Here is a 15,284-nt window from a genome sequence, read left to right on the forward strand (position 1 = left end):
CGTCTAGCCCGGCTCCTCTTCAACCAAGCCAATGCGGTGAACGGTTACTCCTCGAGTACCCGCACCAGTCGCCCCTGGGCGAGCAGGTCCGTCACCCGTCCCTCGAAGACATAGGCCAGTCCGACCCCCGCCAGCGCCGCGTCGATCATCAACTCCTGATCACTCAGCGTCAGGGGGCCCTCCACCTCCACCTCCACTTCCTCGCCACCCCGCTCGAACTCCCAGCGGTAGACGACGCCCCCGAGGAAGCGGTAGCGGATACAGGGCAGGCCCCTCAGCTCCAACGGCGTCCGGGGCGCGGCATGACGCGCGAGGAATTCCGGTGAGGCGACGACCGCGGAGCGCTGACGGGGGCCGATCGGCACGGCGACCATGTCCGCGGCGATGCGCTCGCCAAAGCGCACTCCGGCGTCGAACCCCTCCGACACGATGTCCGACAGGGCATCGTCCACGCGCACCTCGACGCGCACGTCCGGATAGGCGCGCAGGAACCGGGTGACGAGCGGCAGGAGCACCAGATGCGCCGACTGCCGGGCCGCGTTGAGCCGCAAGGTACCCATGGGCTGACCCCGGAAGGCGTTCAACTCATCGATGGCGCCCCGGATGTCGAGGAAGGCCGGGCGGATGTGGGCGAAGAGCCGTTCACCCGCCTCGGTCAGGGCGACGCTCCGGGTGGTGCGATTGAGCAGCCGCACCCCGAGCCGTTCCTCCAGGGCGCGCAGGGAATGACTCAGGGCGGAGGGGGTGACCCCCAACTCCACCGCCGCCTGGCGGAAGCTCCGGTGCGTGGCGACGGCCAGGAAGGGGGTCAGGTCACCCGCGTCGATGCGCTTCATTGGTGAGATGAGCTCACCAGCTCGATGCGGATTCAAGTGATTCATTCAGCGAAGGGCCGCCGGTACCTTGTGTCTCGTCGGCCGGCAATCCAGTCCGGCGGCGCACCACACGGAGAGAAACATCATGCGGACCTGGTTCATCACGGGAGCTTCCCGGGGTTTTGGAGCGTTGATCACCGCCGAGGCCCTGGCGGCGGGCGATGCCGTCGTGGCGACGGCGAGGGACCCCAAGGGCCTGGTGGAGCGGTTCGGCGAGCACCCGCGGCTGCTCGCCGTCCGGTTGGACGTCACCCAGGAGGCGCAGGCGAGGGAGGCCGTGGAGGCGGCCCTCCAGCGCTTCGGGCGCATCGACGTGCTGGTGAACAACGCGGGCTACGGACTGCTCGGGGCGGTGGAGGAGGCGCGGGGCCCCGAGGTCGAGCGCCTGTTCGCCACCAACGTCTTCGGGCTGCTGACGGTGACCCGGGCGGTGCTGCCGCACATGCGGCGTCAGCGGGCGGGGCACGTCATCAACCTGTCGTCACTGGGCGGCTACAGCGCCTATCCGGGCTGGGGCGTCTACTGCGCCACCAAGTTCGCGGTGGAGGGAATCACCGAGGCGCTGGCCGCGGAGCTCGCGCCGCTGGGCATCCACGCGACCGTGGTGGAGCCGGGCTTCTTCCGCACGGACTTCCTCGATGGACAGTCGCTCGCGGTGGCCGAGCCCATCGCCGACTACGCGGAGACCTCGGGCGTCACGCGCACCGCGGCCGTGGATCTCAACCACGCGCAGCCGGGCAATCCGGCGAAGCTGGCCAAGGCGATGATCGCGCTGGCGCACACGGCCCGGCCACCCGTGCGGCTGCCGCTCGGAAGCGACGCGCTCGCGCGCATCGAGAACAAACACCGGAGCGTCACCGAGGAGCTGGCCGCCTGGCGCGAGCTCGCGCTGTCCACGGATGGCTTCGACGAGGCCCGATGAGTCCCCATGACGCCACGGCCTCCGCCTCCGGTCAGCCCCGGTGCCGCTCGGCCTCGCGATAGAGGTGGGTGAGGGAGTAGTCCAGCAGTGCCTGTCTCGAGCCCATGTAGTGGCGCGCCCGGACAAAGGGCAGCCAGACGCGATGGCCCACGCGCACCTGGGCCTCCTCGAGCTTCTGGCGCGGTATCCACTGGCCCCCCAGGTGACGCACCAGCACCTCGCCCAGGTAGGCGCCAATGGCGGGCACCGCGCGCTCCTCGATGGCTTCCCTGGAGCGGCTCGTCGGGAATTCCTCTCGCCAGAAGTAGAAGTCGATATCCGTGAGCGATTCGGGCGTCGCCTTGAAGACGGAGGGCACCTGCGTGTGCAGCAGGGCCACGAGGTGCTCGGCCAGGTCGTCGTAGTGCTCGCGAGCCCCCTGCGGCTCCTCCACGTCCGAGGGGAGCGCGGCGTCGGCGGGGCGCCACTCCTCGGGCTCGGGAGGTTGCCAGGCGTTGAATTCGGCGATGGTGCGCTGACGCTCATGACTGGCGGCGCGGTCCACCACGCGCGCGAGGAGCTGAGCCACGTCCGGGTGGAAGCGGGGCTCCACGGGCGCGAGCAGGGCGCTGCGCTCGCGCAGGGTGCGCAGCACGGTGTCGAAGTCCAGCTCTGGCCGCAGGTGCACGTGGGCTCGGGTCTGGGCCAGACGCGCCTCCTCACTGGCGAAGTCCGCGGCGGTGGGCCTCGTCACCAGGAGGACGCACCCGTTGGGCAACTCCTCCACCCGCCAGGCTGGCGTGGACAGCATGCGCTCGCGACCGACGGCTTCCACCAGCTTCGGGCCGAAGACGTTGAGCCAGGACACCTCGTAGACATTGTCGAACCCGTCTCGAATGGACGTCTGCATATCGCGACCAAAGCGGGGGGCCCCCGACAACTGGTCGTCGGCCATTCCATGGGCCGACGCATGGGACACCGGGTAGCGCGATGCCCACGCGCGCACCATCTCCACGAACTGGCGGCACCGCTCCTCTTCCGTGAAGAGCGCGAGCGGCTTGACCTCGAGCAGGATGCTCAACCTGGGAGCAAGAGGCGGTAGGTAAAGACCGAACGCCATATCCAACGCGGGCCACCTGGTACGGTACAGCCCACAATGTGTATATCTTTCGCTGCCCCGCTCCTCCAGAGCCTTCCAGAGAGCGGCGCGAGCGTATTTCCGTTGCCGCTTACCTGCCACGATGTCTGGCATCCACTCGCCCGCGTGCTCCTCGAGCACATGAAGAAAAGGCTCCAGCTCGAGTTCCCGCGCCACTCGCGGGTCGAACGCACCGTCGAAAGTGAGCAGGAGGCTGTCCTCCGCCTTCAAATCGTGCACGCTCAACGCCTTCACTGAAATAGCACCTCCACTTCGGGAACGGCTGCCATGATCGCATTCATGGATGAATCCAAGGACTTCATCTGGGCGGGCTTGAGCGCTCCCCCTTCATAGACGAGGCGGACTCGCTGGATGGGCACCTCGCTGCCCTCACGGAGAAGAGGCTGGAGGGAGTCTCGGCGGATGTCCAATGTCCCGCCATATTTCCGCAGCGCCTCCCTCGCGTCATCCATCATCTGCGCCTTCAATGCATCGCGATCCAACCCGAACAGGTCACGGCTCTTGAAGCTGAAGGTCTCCACGCGCGGCGGTCCTCCAGTGCCCCCTCCCTCTTCAATGACGAGCACGTCCGCGAAGCGCAAACCCGTACCCGGCTTCCTCACGCCCACGTACGTCTCGACTCGCGGCTTGTCGAAGTCCCCGAGGAAACGGCGCTCCGCCCGGGGCAGTTCCGCATCGGCCCTCAGCACCTTCACCATGGCGCGCTCGAACTCCAGCCCCCGGGCGAATCCCCTCCACATCACCTCGTAGGCCGCCCAACGCAACGGCCCCTTGGTGGCCTTGCCTTCCCTGAGCTCTCCCAGGCGCCCCTCGTAATAGTCGACGTACTCACGCCAGCGGGGGTTGTCTCGGGCTCCGGACGGCGGAGCCTCCAAGGAAGGGCGCTGCTTTTCCAACACCGTCACGTCCCTGGACAGGCGCGGGCCCGTGGTTTCGCTCTCCACCGCCACGAGCCGGGCTTCCACTACCTCCCGAGTGAGCCCCACCTCCGTGTCCACCAACGCTGCCAGGCCTCCGGGGTGCTCCACCGCCACACCGCGCCTCACCGCCGGAGCGCCCGTGGCCTCGGGTTTCGCCTTGGACATCATCGCCTGGGCCTTGGCCACATCTCCCCGGGCCTCGCGCATCGCCAGGGCCGCGTCCACTCCTCCCACCGCCACGAAGCGGCCCGCCTCCCGGCTGGCTTGAATCTCCCGGGCCAATGCCCTCACGCCCTCCACGCCCAGCCGTGCCTCCAACTCCCGCACCCGTGTCTTGAGGCTCGTCCAGCGTACTTCCGGGAGTCCTCGCCCTCGTGCCTCGGACAGAGCGCCCAGGCCCTTGCCTCCCGCGTACAGCGCTCCCAGCAGCAGGGCCGGAGCCAACTCTCGCGTGGCCCGCTCGTACTCGCCCCGCGACAGCGCGACCGCACCCTGTCCCGTGCCCACCACCAGGTAATAGAAGCCCAGCGGCACGCCGAACGTCACCGCGTCGAAGCTCCCCACCGCCACGCTTCCCGGCGCGAAGTGCCGCAGCGCCAGGGCTCGCTCCACCTCCTGCGCCGCCTCCTGGTAGGCCGGGGGCAACCGCGCCCACCTCGCCGATAGCTCGCTGTAGCGTAGGCCATCCATCGTCTGACTGGTGGCGAGCGCGTCCCTGGCGGCTCGGCCCAGTCCCCGCAGCACGTCCCCGGCTCGTTCCTTCCGCTCTGGAAAGGCAGCCAGCGGCAGGCCCCGCGCCTCCAACTCCTCGCGCACGGCGGGCATGAGCCCCAGTGTCTGTCCCAACCGCTTGTCCCGGGCCAGCAGCCCCAGCACCTCGCGGACCTCGTCGTCATGGGCCGTGTGCAAGACGAAGAGGGCGAACACCTCCGCGTGGAAGACGCCGTAGCGCTCCGTGGCGTCGACGAGGAAGGCGGCGCGCTTGCGTTGAAGGAGGTGGGCCGCGTCCTCGCGCACCGGCCCCAGGGCGCCCAGCCGCACCGCGCGCCAGTCGTCCAAGGCCTCCACCAAGCGAGGCATGTCCACGCGCTCCTGCAACGCGACGAAGTCGCCGGGCGAGGCGCACGTGAGGAAGGGGGCCAGCAGCACCTCCGCATCACCCGAGGACACCTCGGGCCAGTCCGGAGGTACGGCCACGCCTCCACAAGCCCGTGAGTCCAGCGGCACGCGCTCCACGAGAGGGGGAGTCGCCCGAGTGGGGAATCCTCCCGCCCCGCCCACGGACTCCGTCAGTCGAGGCGGAGCGCGAACAGCGGAGGACTGGGCGTGCATCAGACTCCCGAGCGGCGGCCCCGTGGCGCACCCCGCCAGGAGCACGAGTGTCCACAGAGCCAGGCACGCCGGGCCGACGCCGGGCGTCTTGCCTCGAGTCCTTCCAGGTCCGAGCGGGTGCACGAGAGACGCCTCCTGGGACGCGCGAAACGCCCTCAGGATAGCGCCTCTCCCCACCGGCTCACGGCGCCGTCGGGGCCTTCACCGCCGCCGGGGCGGCCGGCACCGGGGCCTTCTTCTGGGCGCCCACGAAGTCCCCGGCCTTCACCACCGTCACCTGCTTCCAGTCCAGCAGCTTCGCGAGCGCCGCGCGCACGTCCTCGGGCTTGAGCGCACTCATGCGCTTCTCGAACCCCGCGTCGAACTCCAGCGTGCGGCCGTAGTACAGGTAGGACGAGAGCGTGCGCGCCAGGCTCCCATCATCCGCCCGTCCCGTGCGCCGGTACTCCAGGAGCCCCGCGCGCGCCTTGTCCAGCTCGTCCGCGGTGAAGCCCTTGTCGAGCACCCGCTGCAACTCCTCGCGCACGGCCGTCTCCAGCCGCTCGGCGTTCTGCGGCGCGTAGATGGCGAACGTGGAGAACATGCCCACCGGATCCATCGCCCCCGCGCTCAACGAGCTGCTGACCGTGTAGGACAGGCCATCCTTCTGCCGCACGCGCGTGGCCAGGCGCGAGTTCAGGAAGCCCCCGCCGAGCACGAAGTTGCCGAGCACCAGCGCCGGGTAGTCCGGGCTGTCATCGCGCAGCGCCAGGCCCTGGCCCGCGAGGAACAGGGCGTTGGCCTTGTCCGGCGTCTCGACCACCTGTCCCGCGATGCCCTGCTTGTAGGGCTGGGCCACCACGCGCTCGTAGGGCGCGGGGCTCTTCCAGCCGCGGAATAGCTCGCCCACCTGGGCCTCGAGCGCTGCGGAGTCGAAGTCCCCCACCGCGGCCACCTCGCCTCGCGAGGCGCCGTAGAAGTCGCGATAGAAGGCCCGGACCTGCTCGAGCGTCGTGCCCTGGAGCGCGGCGATCGACTCGTCCACCGAGTTCACGTGGTAGGGGTGCTCCGCGGGGTAGGGCGAGAGCGCGCGGTAGAAGGCGTTGCGGCCCTGGACGGTGGGCTCGCTGCGCTGGGACTCGAGCGACGCGAGCCGCTCCTGCCGCAACAGCTCGAACTCCCGGGCATCGAAGGCCGGCTCGCGCAGCACCTCGGCCACGAGCGCCAGCACCTCGGGAAGCGACGCGCGCGGGGCCTCGACGGAGGCGGAGACGCCCGTGGCGCCGCCATCCACGCCCACCCGCGCCTTGAGCCGATCGAAGGCGTCGCGCAGCTCCTGCCGGGTGTGCTTCGTGGTGCCGCGCAAGAGCAGGGAGCCCGCCAGATCCGCGGCGGCGCTCCGGCCCCAGAGCGCCTTCTCCGTGCCCCAGCGCAGGCTGAGCGTCACATTCGCCATCTCCCCGCGCGTCTTCTTGGGCAGCAGGGCGAACTTGAGGCCGTCGCGCTCCGAGCGCGTCACGCGCTTCTCGATGTTGGCGGGGGAGGGGTCGAACGCCTCGCCGAGGGCGACCTCGCCCCGGCCCTGGTAGCCCTGGAGCATGGCGGAGAGGTCCACGCGGGGAGGCATCTCGGCGCGGTGGGGCTGGGGGGTGGGGATGAACTCGCCGAGCGTGCGGTTGCTCGGCTTGAGGTAGGCGGCGGCCACGCGGGTGACGTCCTCGGGGGTGACGGCCTCGATCCGGTCGCGGTGCAGGAAGAACAGGCGCCAGTCGCCGATGGCGGCCCACTCGGACAGCTGGATGGCGGCGCTCTCCGAGTCGTTGAGCATGAGCTCCACGTACTTGAGCAGGGCCGTCTTGGCGCGCTGGACCTCGTCGGCGGTGAAGGGGGTGACGGAGGCGTTCTCCACGGTGTCGAGCAGCGCCTCGCGCGCGGCGTCGAGCGACTGGCCCTCGCGCACTTCGGCGGAGACGGTGAGGACGCCCGGGTCGTGCAATTGCAGGTTGTAGGCGCCCGTGCTCGAGGCCTTCTTCGTCTCCACGAGCGCCTTGTAGAGGCGGCCCGAGGGGGTGTTGCCGAGCGCGTAGGTGAGCACGTCGATGGCGGCGAAGTCGGGGTGGGCGCCCTCGGGCACGTGGTAGACGGCGGTGAGGGCGCTCACGTCGCCCACGCGGCGCAGGGTGACGCGGCGCTCGCCATCCTGGGTGGGCTCCTCGGTGTAGGTGGTGGGCAGGGGCTCCTTGGGCGCGCGCACGCGGCCGAGGGTGGCGCGCACGTCGGCGAGCGCCCGGGCGGGCTCGAACTGGCCGGCGATGACGAGCAGGGCGTTATCCGGCCGGTAGTGCTTCTTGTAGAAGGCCTGGAGCCGCTCGATGGGCACGTGCTCCAGGTCCGCGCGGGCGCCGATGGTGGACTTGCCGTAGTTGTGCCAGGAGTAGGCGGCGCTCATGACGCGCTGGTGGAGGATGCGCGAGGGGCTGTTCTCGCCCTTCTCCAGCTCGTTGCGCACCACGGTCATCTCGCTGTCCAGGTCCTTCTGGGCGATGAAGCTGTTGCGCATGCGGTCGGCCTCGAAGCCGAGCGCCCAGCGCAGGTTGTCGCCCGAGGCGGGAAGGGTCTCGTAGTAGTTGGTGCGGTCCAGCCAGGTGGTGCCATTGGGGCGGGCGCCGCGCTGGGTGAGGGCCTGGGGCACGTTGCGGGTGGTGGGGGTGCCCTTGAACATGAGGTGTTCGAGCAGGTGGGCCATGCCCGTCTCGCCGTAGCCCTCGTGGCGCGAGCCGACGAAGTAGGTGAGGTTGACGGTGACGGTGGGCTTGGTGGGGTCCGGGAAGAGCAGGACGCGCAGGCCATTGTCGAGCCGGTATTCGGAGATGCCCTCGACGCTCGTGAGGGGAGCGGGGAGGGTGGCCTTGGCCGGGGCGCGGGCCGAGGAAGCGGCCTTGGGAGCGGCGGGTGCCTGGGCGAGCGCGGGGGCGGCCGCCAGTAACAGGGCCGCGACGAGGAGGCGCGGGCGGGAAGGCAGGGTCATGCGAGGGGCCTCGGAAAGGGGGGAAGGAAGCCTGGACGGCGTACGGAAGCTACCAACCGGACGCGTCCGGGCCGTGTTCCCGAGGCGATGGGACGGAGGCCACATCGGGGACGACCCGGCAGGGGAACATGTTCCCCCGGGGCCCGTTCGTGCACACCAGCCCGGGACGCGTGGGCGCACCGGGCGCGAGCGGCACGGTCTCCGGACTCCATTCACAGACGGGAGCGTCCGCGCGTCCCCAGATGCACAGTCCCCGAGGCGGCGCTTCCACGGGTCCCCAGGAGGCGCGGCGCGTGGCCGCTTCATCGCAGAGCGGCTCCTCCGGGGAGGGGTCCACGCACGTCACGCGCGGCTCACTCCCCGGGGATTGAAGGGACAGCCGCGCGCATCCCCGCCGGAGCACGCGCTGCTCGCAGGCCCGCTTCACGCGCGCGTCGTCCGGCCGCCGCTCGAGCTGGAACGCTCGCCCATCCCGCCCCACCCCGAAGCTCATCCGCTCCCCCGAGCCACGCTCATGGATCTCCCAGAAGGGGCGGCCCTCGCGCAGGGCCGCTTCCGAGGCCTTCCCGCTGCTCGGAGCACAAGACTCCGCGCCACCGCAGACCAGGGTTCGAGCCACGGCCTCCACGTCGCACCGGGTGCAGCTCAGGTGTTGCCGCCGCATGGCCACGGGACGAAGGGGGAGGGTGGCGTCGCGCAGGGACGCCATCTCGACGGAGGCCTTGTTGGCGGACTGGGTCCGCGTGCAGCCGTCGGTGTGGAAATCGCCCTTCGCGTTCCGATGCGCGTAGACGAGGTACTCGACGCCCGGGTCGAAGGAATAGGTGCACATGTCCTCGAACGTGGTGATGACGCGCCGGGGAGCCGCCCGCCCCTTGAACGTCTCGAGGACCGTGAACGTCGTGCGGAGGTGCGAGTCCACTTCGAAGTCGGCACCCCGGTCCCGCTGGATGGCCTCGACCCGGCCGTGGAAGACGAGATCCGCCTCCTCGCGCGCGGTCTTCAAGGAATCGCGTACATCCAGCGCCATGGGGCAACTGCAAGCCCATGCGCCCGAGGGCCAGGTCAGGAAACCCAGGGCGAATAGCACCGCGACGCGAGCGAGCAGGGGCATGCGGCCCATTCTACCGCGCGGACTGGGATGACGGTTCCCGCGCGCGGGCCGTGCGCGCGGGTGTCTACGCCTTCTGATTCCGCCGCTCGACCTCGAGGCGGAGGGCGTCCTCCCGCGCGCGCAGCTCGGGGGTGAGCGCTTCCCCGAAGTCCGCCGCCTCGAAGATGGGACGGAGTTCGAGCTCGGCGTCCTCGCCGGGCATGGGCTCGGGGCAGCGACGCGCCCACTCGACGGCCTCCTCCATCGACCGGACCTGCCATACCCAGTAGCCGGCGATGAGCTCCTTGGTCTCGGTGAAGGGACCGTCGACGACGGTGCGCTTGCTGCCCGAGAAATGGACGCGCTTGCCCTTCACGCTCGGGTGGAGGCCGTCACCGGCGAGCAGGATGCCCGCCTTGACGAGCTCCTCGTTGTACTTACCCATCTCGGCGAACAGCTTCTCGCTCGGCATGATGCCCGCTTCACTGTTCTTCGTGGCCTTCACGATCACCATGACCTTCATCGCTGTGTCCTTTCGCTCGGGCGCCTCGGCGCCAGTGGGTTGTTTCGTATAGGCGACGAGTGAGGCCGGGCGGGATCGACACGGCCGAACAGAATCTTCATCAGCGGGTGGCACTCCGGAAGTGCCTGGCGGAATCGTCAGTGAAAACGACCGGTTATCAGTGAACCCTCTCGGCTGTCCGCTCCCCGAGCGGACCCCTTCAGACTTCTTCGTCAGGCAGGAGCGTGAGGAGCAGCGCGTCGTCGGGCCCGAGCGGACGCCAGCCGGGCGGAGGCGGCGTGTTGAGGACGGCTGTTCTGACCTGCCTGGCCCGCTCCTTATGGGTTTCTGGGGCATCGGCAATCCACGAGCCGAGCGCCTTGGCCACCTTGAAGCGGTTGGCGTCATCCAGCACGGCCGGCCAGCCGTTGGGAAGGCACTCGGACAGTTCGCGCACGAGCACATCGCGAACAAAGCATGAGACCTGCTTGCGCTGCTCCGCCTCGGCGAGCAACCCGCTGAACACCTGCACCCCGACGACATCGTCCGCGCCAAGCTCCTCGGCCAGCGCCACCAGAGAGGCAGTGGGGCGGGCCTTCGCGAAAGCGGTGAGCGAAGGGTAGCCACGCTCACGGATTCGCTCGTACAGGCGAACCCTCCAATTGCCGCGCCAAGCCTGTCCGCCGCTCATTGCCCTCTCCATCGAGTGAACTCCAGCGGAACACCATAGCGCCGCATGCGATACGCGACGATGTCCAGCACCTCGTTTCGCGTCAACATCCGGCCGGCCGTTACCTCTGCTTCGCGCAGTGCCTCCATGATCATCCGGTTCCACTCACCGGCCCAGGTGCGGCCCAGCGTCCAGTTCCCACCGCCATGGATGGCCTCGTGGTGAGCTTGCTCCAACCTGACGCAGAACTGGTCGATGTCCATCTCGCCGGTGAAACCGCGCTGCTCGAACCACTCGCGGAACTCCTTGGGCAGTGCGTGGTGTCGCGGTGGCTCGTTCATGCCAGCCCCCGCTCTGCCCGTCACGCGCATGCCCCGTACCTCGGGCCCGTCGCCGAGCGCGTCGCGCACACCCTTGGGCAGCCCGTCGTGAGACTGTGCCATCATCACCTGGCCAGCCTGAATTCGCACGGCCGCGCTGACGGCGGGAAGGGAAATGACGCCTGCCCGTACCAGCTGGCGCATCCTCTCCACCCACTCAGCGGACACGACCATCCGCGTGCCCATCATCACACCGTCGCCGCCCACCATCAGGCCCACGCCGAGCGTGGCGGGTGCGGACGGCGGCAGTGTGGGCAGCGAGAACTTCATCGCCGACAGCAGGGTGAGCGTCTCGACGAGCTGGGCCAACAGAATCGCCTGCTCGCCGCGCTTCATCGCCACGCGGATGCGCTCCGCGGTCGAATGGAACTCGTCGGAGAGATGGTCCATGAGCGCGGGGGCGTCCTTCGCCGCTGCCTCCACCTGACCAAGCTCCAGGGAGGAGAGCGCCGTCATGACGGGCGCCATCCTCTTGCGCCAGCGCTCCATGTCCACGAGCAGCGTCTCCATGCTGTTGAGGCCCTGTTGGAGCACCCCGTCGACGAACTGGAGCAAGTCGAGCCATGCGGCGAGCAGGAGCGCGCCCAGCATGGCGGCTTCGAGCCGGGGGCCGGCGAGGCGCAGCAAGGCGAGTTGCATGTCCGGGTCCGCCACCTCCGAGGCGGTGTGAGCCAGCCGGGTGGCGGCGGAGAGTTCGGCGTCAATCCACCGCAGTTGGCGGTCGCCATCCTCGAGGTAACGGACGAAGAGACCGGCGGCTTTGCCGACGATGCCCCGCTGGCTCGTCTTGAGTCTGGAGAGTGCCTTGGAGATGCGGCGCGTGGAGCCGGACACGTCGCCAAGGGCCCCGCGAAACGCCAGGTGGGCCGCGAGGGCGCTGTGCCCTGCACTCGTCATCGCCTCCCGGGAGTTCCGCGGACGGTGCGACCGCGGGGGCCATGACGCCAGGGTGAGCGGAGACTCCTCACGCGGCCCTTCGGCCCATCCAGTCTCAGCGGCCTCGCGCGGCGAGTAGCGCGGAGTCATCTCCCAGCCGGGCGGTGGCATCCGCGACGCACAGCCGGAGGACAGCAGGCTCAGGGCGAGCAGCAGGCCCGCCCTCGGGGCTCGCGGCGAGTCAGCGCACATGGTCTACCCTCCTGGCTATTGCCTCGCGGCATGGGGATGCTCGACGAGCCCCGCGCGATCCAACAGTTCCCGCACGCGGGCCGTGAAGGCCACGTGCTCGGGGTTGTCCGCCGTCATCCGCTCGGGCGAGAGCGTGAGCAACCAGCCCTGAGTGCCCACCGGCTCGATGCGCACGGGCGCGGGCAGCGGTGGCACCGTCCCCAACCGGCGTGACACGTAGGTCAGCCAGCCCACACGCACTTCCCATTCCCGCTTCTCGGTGTGCCTCAACATCTCCAGGGAACTGGCCGTCGCGAAGTCCGGCTCCCACGCCGTGGCCATGCAGGTGAGCACTTGCGCCAGTACCGGCGCGCTCAGCAGCCGTTCGCGGACAGGGCCCTCCGAGGGTGGGTCCAACAGACAGAAGTTGTGGCCCTCCGGGAAATACGCACCACAGTGGAAGTCGAGCTGCGTGCGTCCCTTCTTCGCGTTGAACACCCCGGCCATGAAGCCATGGTCCTCCAGGATGATCTTCCGGTCGAAGTCACTGCGGTTGCGTCCCTCCAACAACAACCGCTCCAGGTCCCCTGCTTCCTGGATGGGATGGCCCGGCAATCCTGGAGGGGCCTTGCGCCCTCCCCGGTACCATTGGGCGAAAGTCGGATCACACCGCGACAACAGGTGCAGGAAGTTCTCCGCTCGCCGGGCGCATTCCGGTGCGGTCTCCTGACGAGGACCCCAGTAGGCCCCTACGAAATAGTGCTCCTTCATGGGTGTTCTTTACCGCGTTGGCGGCGTGTGGCGAACCTGGATGCTTTTCCATCCTTGGGATTCGAATGTGACTCGGAGGAAATTCGCGAACTCCGCCTCGGCCACATGCCAGATGAGGGGGACGCCCAGCCGGGTGGAGATCCTCCACTGCCTTTCGGCTTGAATCATGAGGCCCCGGAAGCCCTTTCCATTCTGGAACCAAGGCTTTGCCTCGCCAGTCTTCTCCAAGAACTTCTTGTAGCTGCTGCCCTTGGCCTCCAAGAGTTCCACGCCGTTGAAGCCGTCGAACTCCACTTCACCCACCTTATACACCCGCCACGCCGGCTGGCCCGTCACCTGCTCTTGGTAGTCCAGCGCCTCCGCCGACTCCGTCGTGGGCGTCTGGTGCACCCATCGTCCAGGGCCTGGACTGGCTCGAGCTCCCGCCGAGGTCGTTCCCCCTCCCGCCATGTGCAACACCGAGAGCGCTCCCGCTCCCAGGACCACCGTTCCCGCGCCCGCCACCGCCGCGCTCCGGCCCAGGACCAGTTCCCCCCGCGCCGTCAGTGACACCTCCATGCCCAGGCGCCCCAACCTTCCCGCCGCGGCCTCCCCGCCGCCCAACAGCATCACCACATGCGTGGACAGCCTCGCCGCCTCCCGAATCTGATCCTCCCGAGGCAGTGCTCCATAGCGCTCGAAGTACTCGGGTGAAGCCGCGATGAGCGTCGCCACCGTTCTTGGCAAGTGCGCCAGGTCCTCCACCGTCCTGATGGGGTGGAGCACCGTGTGCGCCAGTGCCTGTGCCATCTCCCCCACCGCCTCCCCCGCTCCATCCAGCGCCGCGTTGAGCCAGTCCCTCCCCAGGCCCACCTCTCCCCACGGCGGCGTGTTCTCCCGGCGCATCACCTCGTTCACCGGGTAGAGCACGCCTCCGCTCGAAGAGTAGAAGTCCCCCACCACGAGGCGTCCCACCCGCCACTCGCCCTCCACCAGCGTCAGGCGCCCCATGCGGTGCAAGGGCGCGCCCGTGGGAGCCGCCACCAGATAGCCATCCGGTCGCACCACCACCACCAGGTCGAAGCGCCGCACCCTCCGGCACAGTTCCTCGGCGTCCACGCCTTCACCACTCGCCAGCACTTCGCCCAGGAGCCACGCGAGCACCCGACGTGGCGCGAAGCTCCGCTGCGTCACTCGCGCTCGCGCCACCCGGCCGAGCAGCGCACGGGCCTGCTCCACCGTGAGGGGCTGCTCCGGCGCATGCCATTCTTCCGGCTCGAGGCCACTCGCCCGCTGCACCGCGAGGAAGGCGTCCTGTCCATCCGAAAGGTCGTCTTCCCCTTGGAATCCTCCACCCCGTCCCAGGTCCGTCGTCGCGCATCCGCTCAACAGCACGAGCGCGACCACGCACCACGCGCTCAACGTGCGAGCACGGCGCTCGACTCCGTTCCGACACGTCATCCTGTTCATCCTCCTCACGGGCCGCATGGACTCCAAGGGCTCCAAGCCAAGACGGCAACCCTCTTCGCGGAATTCGAGCCCAACGATGTGCGGCTGATTCCCGTGGACATCGCGGCGCAATCCGAACCTGGGGAGGGACTGTGGCCCTCACCATGCGGTCCACTCTACCGCGCGGAATGGGGATGCTCGACGGGTCCCGCCCGGACCAACAACTCACGCACGCGGGCCGTAAAGGCCACCTCCTCGGGGAGACCGCGCGTGGGGCACCGGCAGACCCTGACGGTCGGACTCTTTCTGGCGGGAGATTTGACACAGCATCGTTGGCGGTATTTTTAAGGGGTCGCCTTTTGCCAAGAGGTGACATGTGAAGAAGATCCCCAAGAAGAAGTCCTCCAGTATGGACCTACGGCCTGTCGTGGCAGTGATCCTCGCGTTGCTCGCGAGCGGGCTGGTAGTCCACTGCGAGGGAAGCAACCTGCGCTTCGACCTTCGAGTCGGCCGAAGTGCCTAGCTCACGAGCGCGGGAGAGCTGAACGGAAACAAGGGGGGGGGACCACTCACAGTGGGTAGCGCCCCACGCCCCTCCGCAAGCAAGACCCTCGAAAGGCTCCAAGCGCGTAACATAACCGTTCACTGTCCTGGCTCGGTTGAGGAGGGGGACAGACGAGAAGTGGTAAGGCCATGATGTGCTTGACTTCCTGGAACGAGGCCCTCGCCGCGTACCGTCGCTGCTTGCAGGAACCTTCGCTCCTGCCTGCCACCCCCGTCCCTCCGGTTGCTCTCGCAGCCTGGGCCGGTGAACGGTCACTCGGAAAGAACAGCCAGAGGTAAGCGAGGCGCCAGAAGAAGGTATTCACTGGAGAAAACTCCTTATGAGTCACCGCGAGGGGCTCAGGTGTTGTCGCTTGAGATCACGTCAGCCATGCAGGCGTCGCAGACAGCCGCGTCGAAGGAGAAGGTCCAATGTGGGCCGCGTGATCCAGCACCATCACACATCACCAATTCATCACTCTTGAAGGTACGCGCGCATCCGAAGCAGATGAAGACACCTTCACCGCTCTTTCCCATCTCTACCATCGCGTCCACATCACAAGAGGGACAGGTGTGAAGAGGCCACGAGTCACCGT

At 68.7% G+C, this 15,284-nt stretch carries 11 protein-coding genes; 1 reads left to right on the top strand and 10 read right to left on the bottom strand.

Going from position 1 to position 15,284, the window contains the following annotated elements; all coding sequences use genetic code 11:
* Positions 1-44 precede the first annotated feature (44 nt).
* Positions 45-836, bottom strand: coding sequence for a LysR family transcriptional regulator (locus MEBOL_RS16675; RefSeq protein WP_095978366.1), 792 nt, complete (start codon positions 834-836; stop codon positions 45-47).
* A gap of 124 nt (positions 837-960) precedes the next feature.
* On the opposite strand from MEBOL_RS16675, the gene MEBOL_RS16680 reads away from it, so the two are divergent.
* Positions 961-1,797 carry an oxidoreductase gene (locus MEBOL_RS16680; protein ID WP_095978367.1) on the top strand — a complete coding sequence of 279 codons (837 nt, stop codon included), beginning with the start codon at positions 961-963 and terminating at the stop codon, positions 1,795-1,797.
* 31 nt (positions 1,798-1,828) lie between these two features.
* Here MEBOL_RS16680 and MEBOL_RS16685 read toward each other — a convergent pair whose 3' ends face one another.
* From MEBOL_RS16685 to MEBOL_RS43665, 9 genes are all read right to left on the bottom strand, one after another.
* Positions 1,829-3,169 carry a hypothetical protein gene (locus tag MEBOL_RS16685; protein ID WP_095978368.1) on the bottom strand — a complete coding sequence of 447 codons (1,341 nt, stop codon included), beginning with the start codon at positions 3,167-3,169 and terminating at the stop codon, positions 1,829-1,831.
* Positions 3,166-5,310 carry a hypothetical protein gene (locus tag MEBOL_RS16690; protein ID WP_245919824.1) on the bottom strand — a complete coding sequence of 715 codons (2,145 nt, stop codon included), beginning with the start codon at positions 5,308-5,310 and terminating at the stop codon, positions 3,166-3,168. Before MEBOL_RS16690 ends, MEBOL_RS16685 begins: the two co-directional genes overlap by 4 nt.
* 58 nt (positions 5,311-5,368) lie before the next feature.
* A complete protein-coding gene (locus tag MEBOL_RS16695; protein ID WP_095978369.1) occupies positions 5,369-8,194 on the bottom strand; it encodes a M16 family metallopeptidase in 2,826 nt (941 codons plus the stop codon).
* Positions 8,195-8,243: 49 nt separating this feature from the next.
* Positions 8,244-9,308: a hypothetical protein gene (locus tag MEBOL_RS16700; RefSeq protein ID WP_157775056.1), complete on the bottom strand. Its 1,065-nt coding sequence runs from the start codon at positions 9,306-9,308 to the stop codon at positions 8,244-8,246.
* A gap of 64 nt (positions 9,309-9,372) precedes the next feature.
* Positions 9,373-9,810, bottom strand: a complete 438-nt coding sequence (locus MEBOL_RS16705; RefSeq protein WP_095978371.1) for a YciI family protein — start codon at positions 9,808-9,810, stop codon at positions 9,373-9,375.
* A 199-nt stretch (positions 9,811-10,009) separates the two neighbouring features.
* Entirely contained in the window at positions 10,010-10,480 is a 471-nt protein-coding gene (locus tag MEBOL_RS16710; protein WP_095978372.1) for an NUDIX hydrolase, read from the bottom strand.
* Complete coding sequence (locus MEBOL_RS16715; protein WP_095978373.1) at positions 10,477-11,967, bottom strand: DUF2380 domain-containing protein; 1,491 nt, start codon at positions 11,965-11,967, stop codon at positions 10,477-10,479. The genes MEBOL_RS16710 and MEBOL_RS16715 overlap by 4 nt, the downstream gene beginning before the upstream one ends.
* 15 nt (positions 11,968-11,982) lie before the next feature.
* Positions 11,983-12,717 (bottom strand): Imm52 family immunity protein, encoded by a 735-nt coding sequence (locus MEBOL_RS16720; protein WP_095978374.1) that lies wholly within the window; start codon positions 12,715-12,717, stop codon positions 11,983-11,985.
* A gap of 9 nt (positions 12,718-12,726) precedes the next feature.
* Positions 12,727-14,157, bottom strand: coding sequence for a Tox-REase-5 domain-containing protein (locus tag MEBOL_RS43665; protein WP_095978375.1), 1,431 nt, complete (start codon positions 14,155-14,157; stop codon positions 12,727-12,729).
* Between the last annotated feature and the right edge of the window lie 1,127 nt (positions 14,158-15,284).

It is taken from the genome of Melittangium boletus DSM 14713 (assembly GCF_002305855.1).
Classification (GTDB): Bacteria; Myxococcota; Myxococcia; order Myxococcales; family Myxococcaceae; genus Cystobacter; species Cystobacter boletus.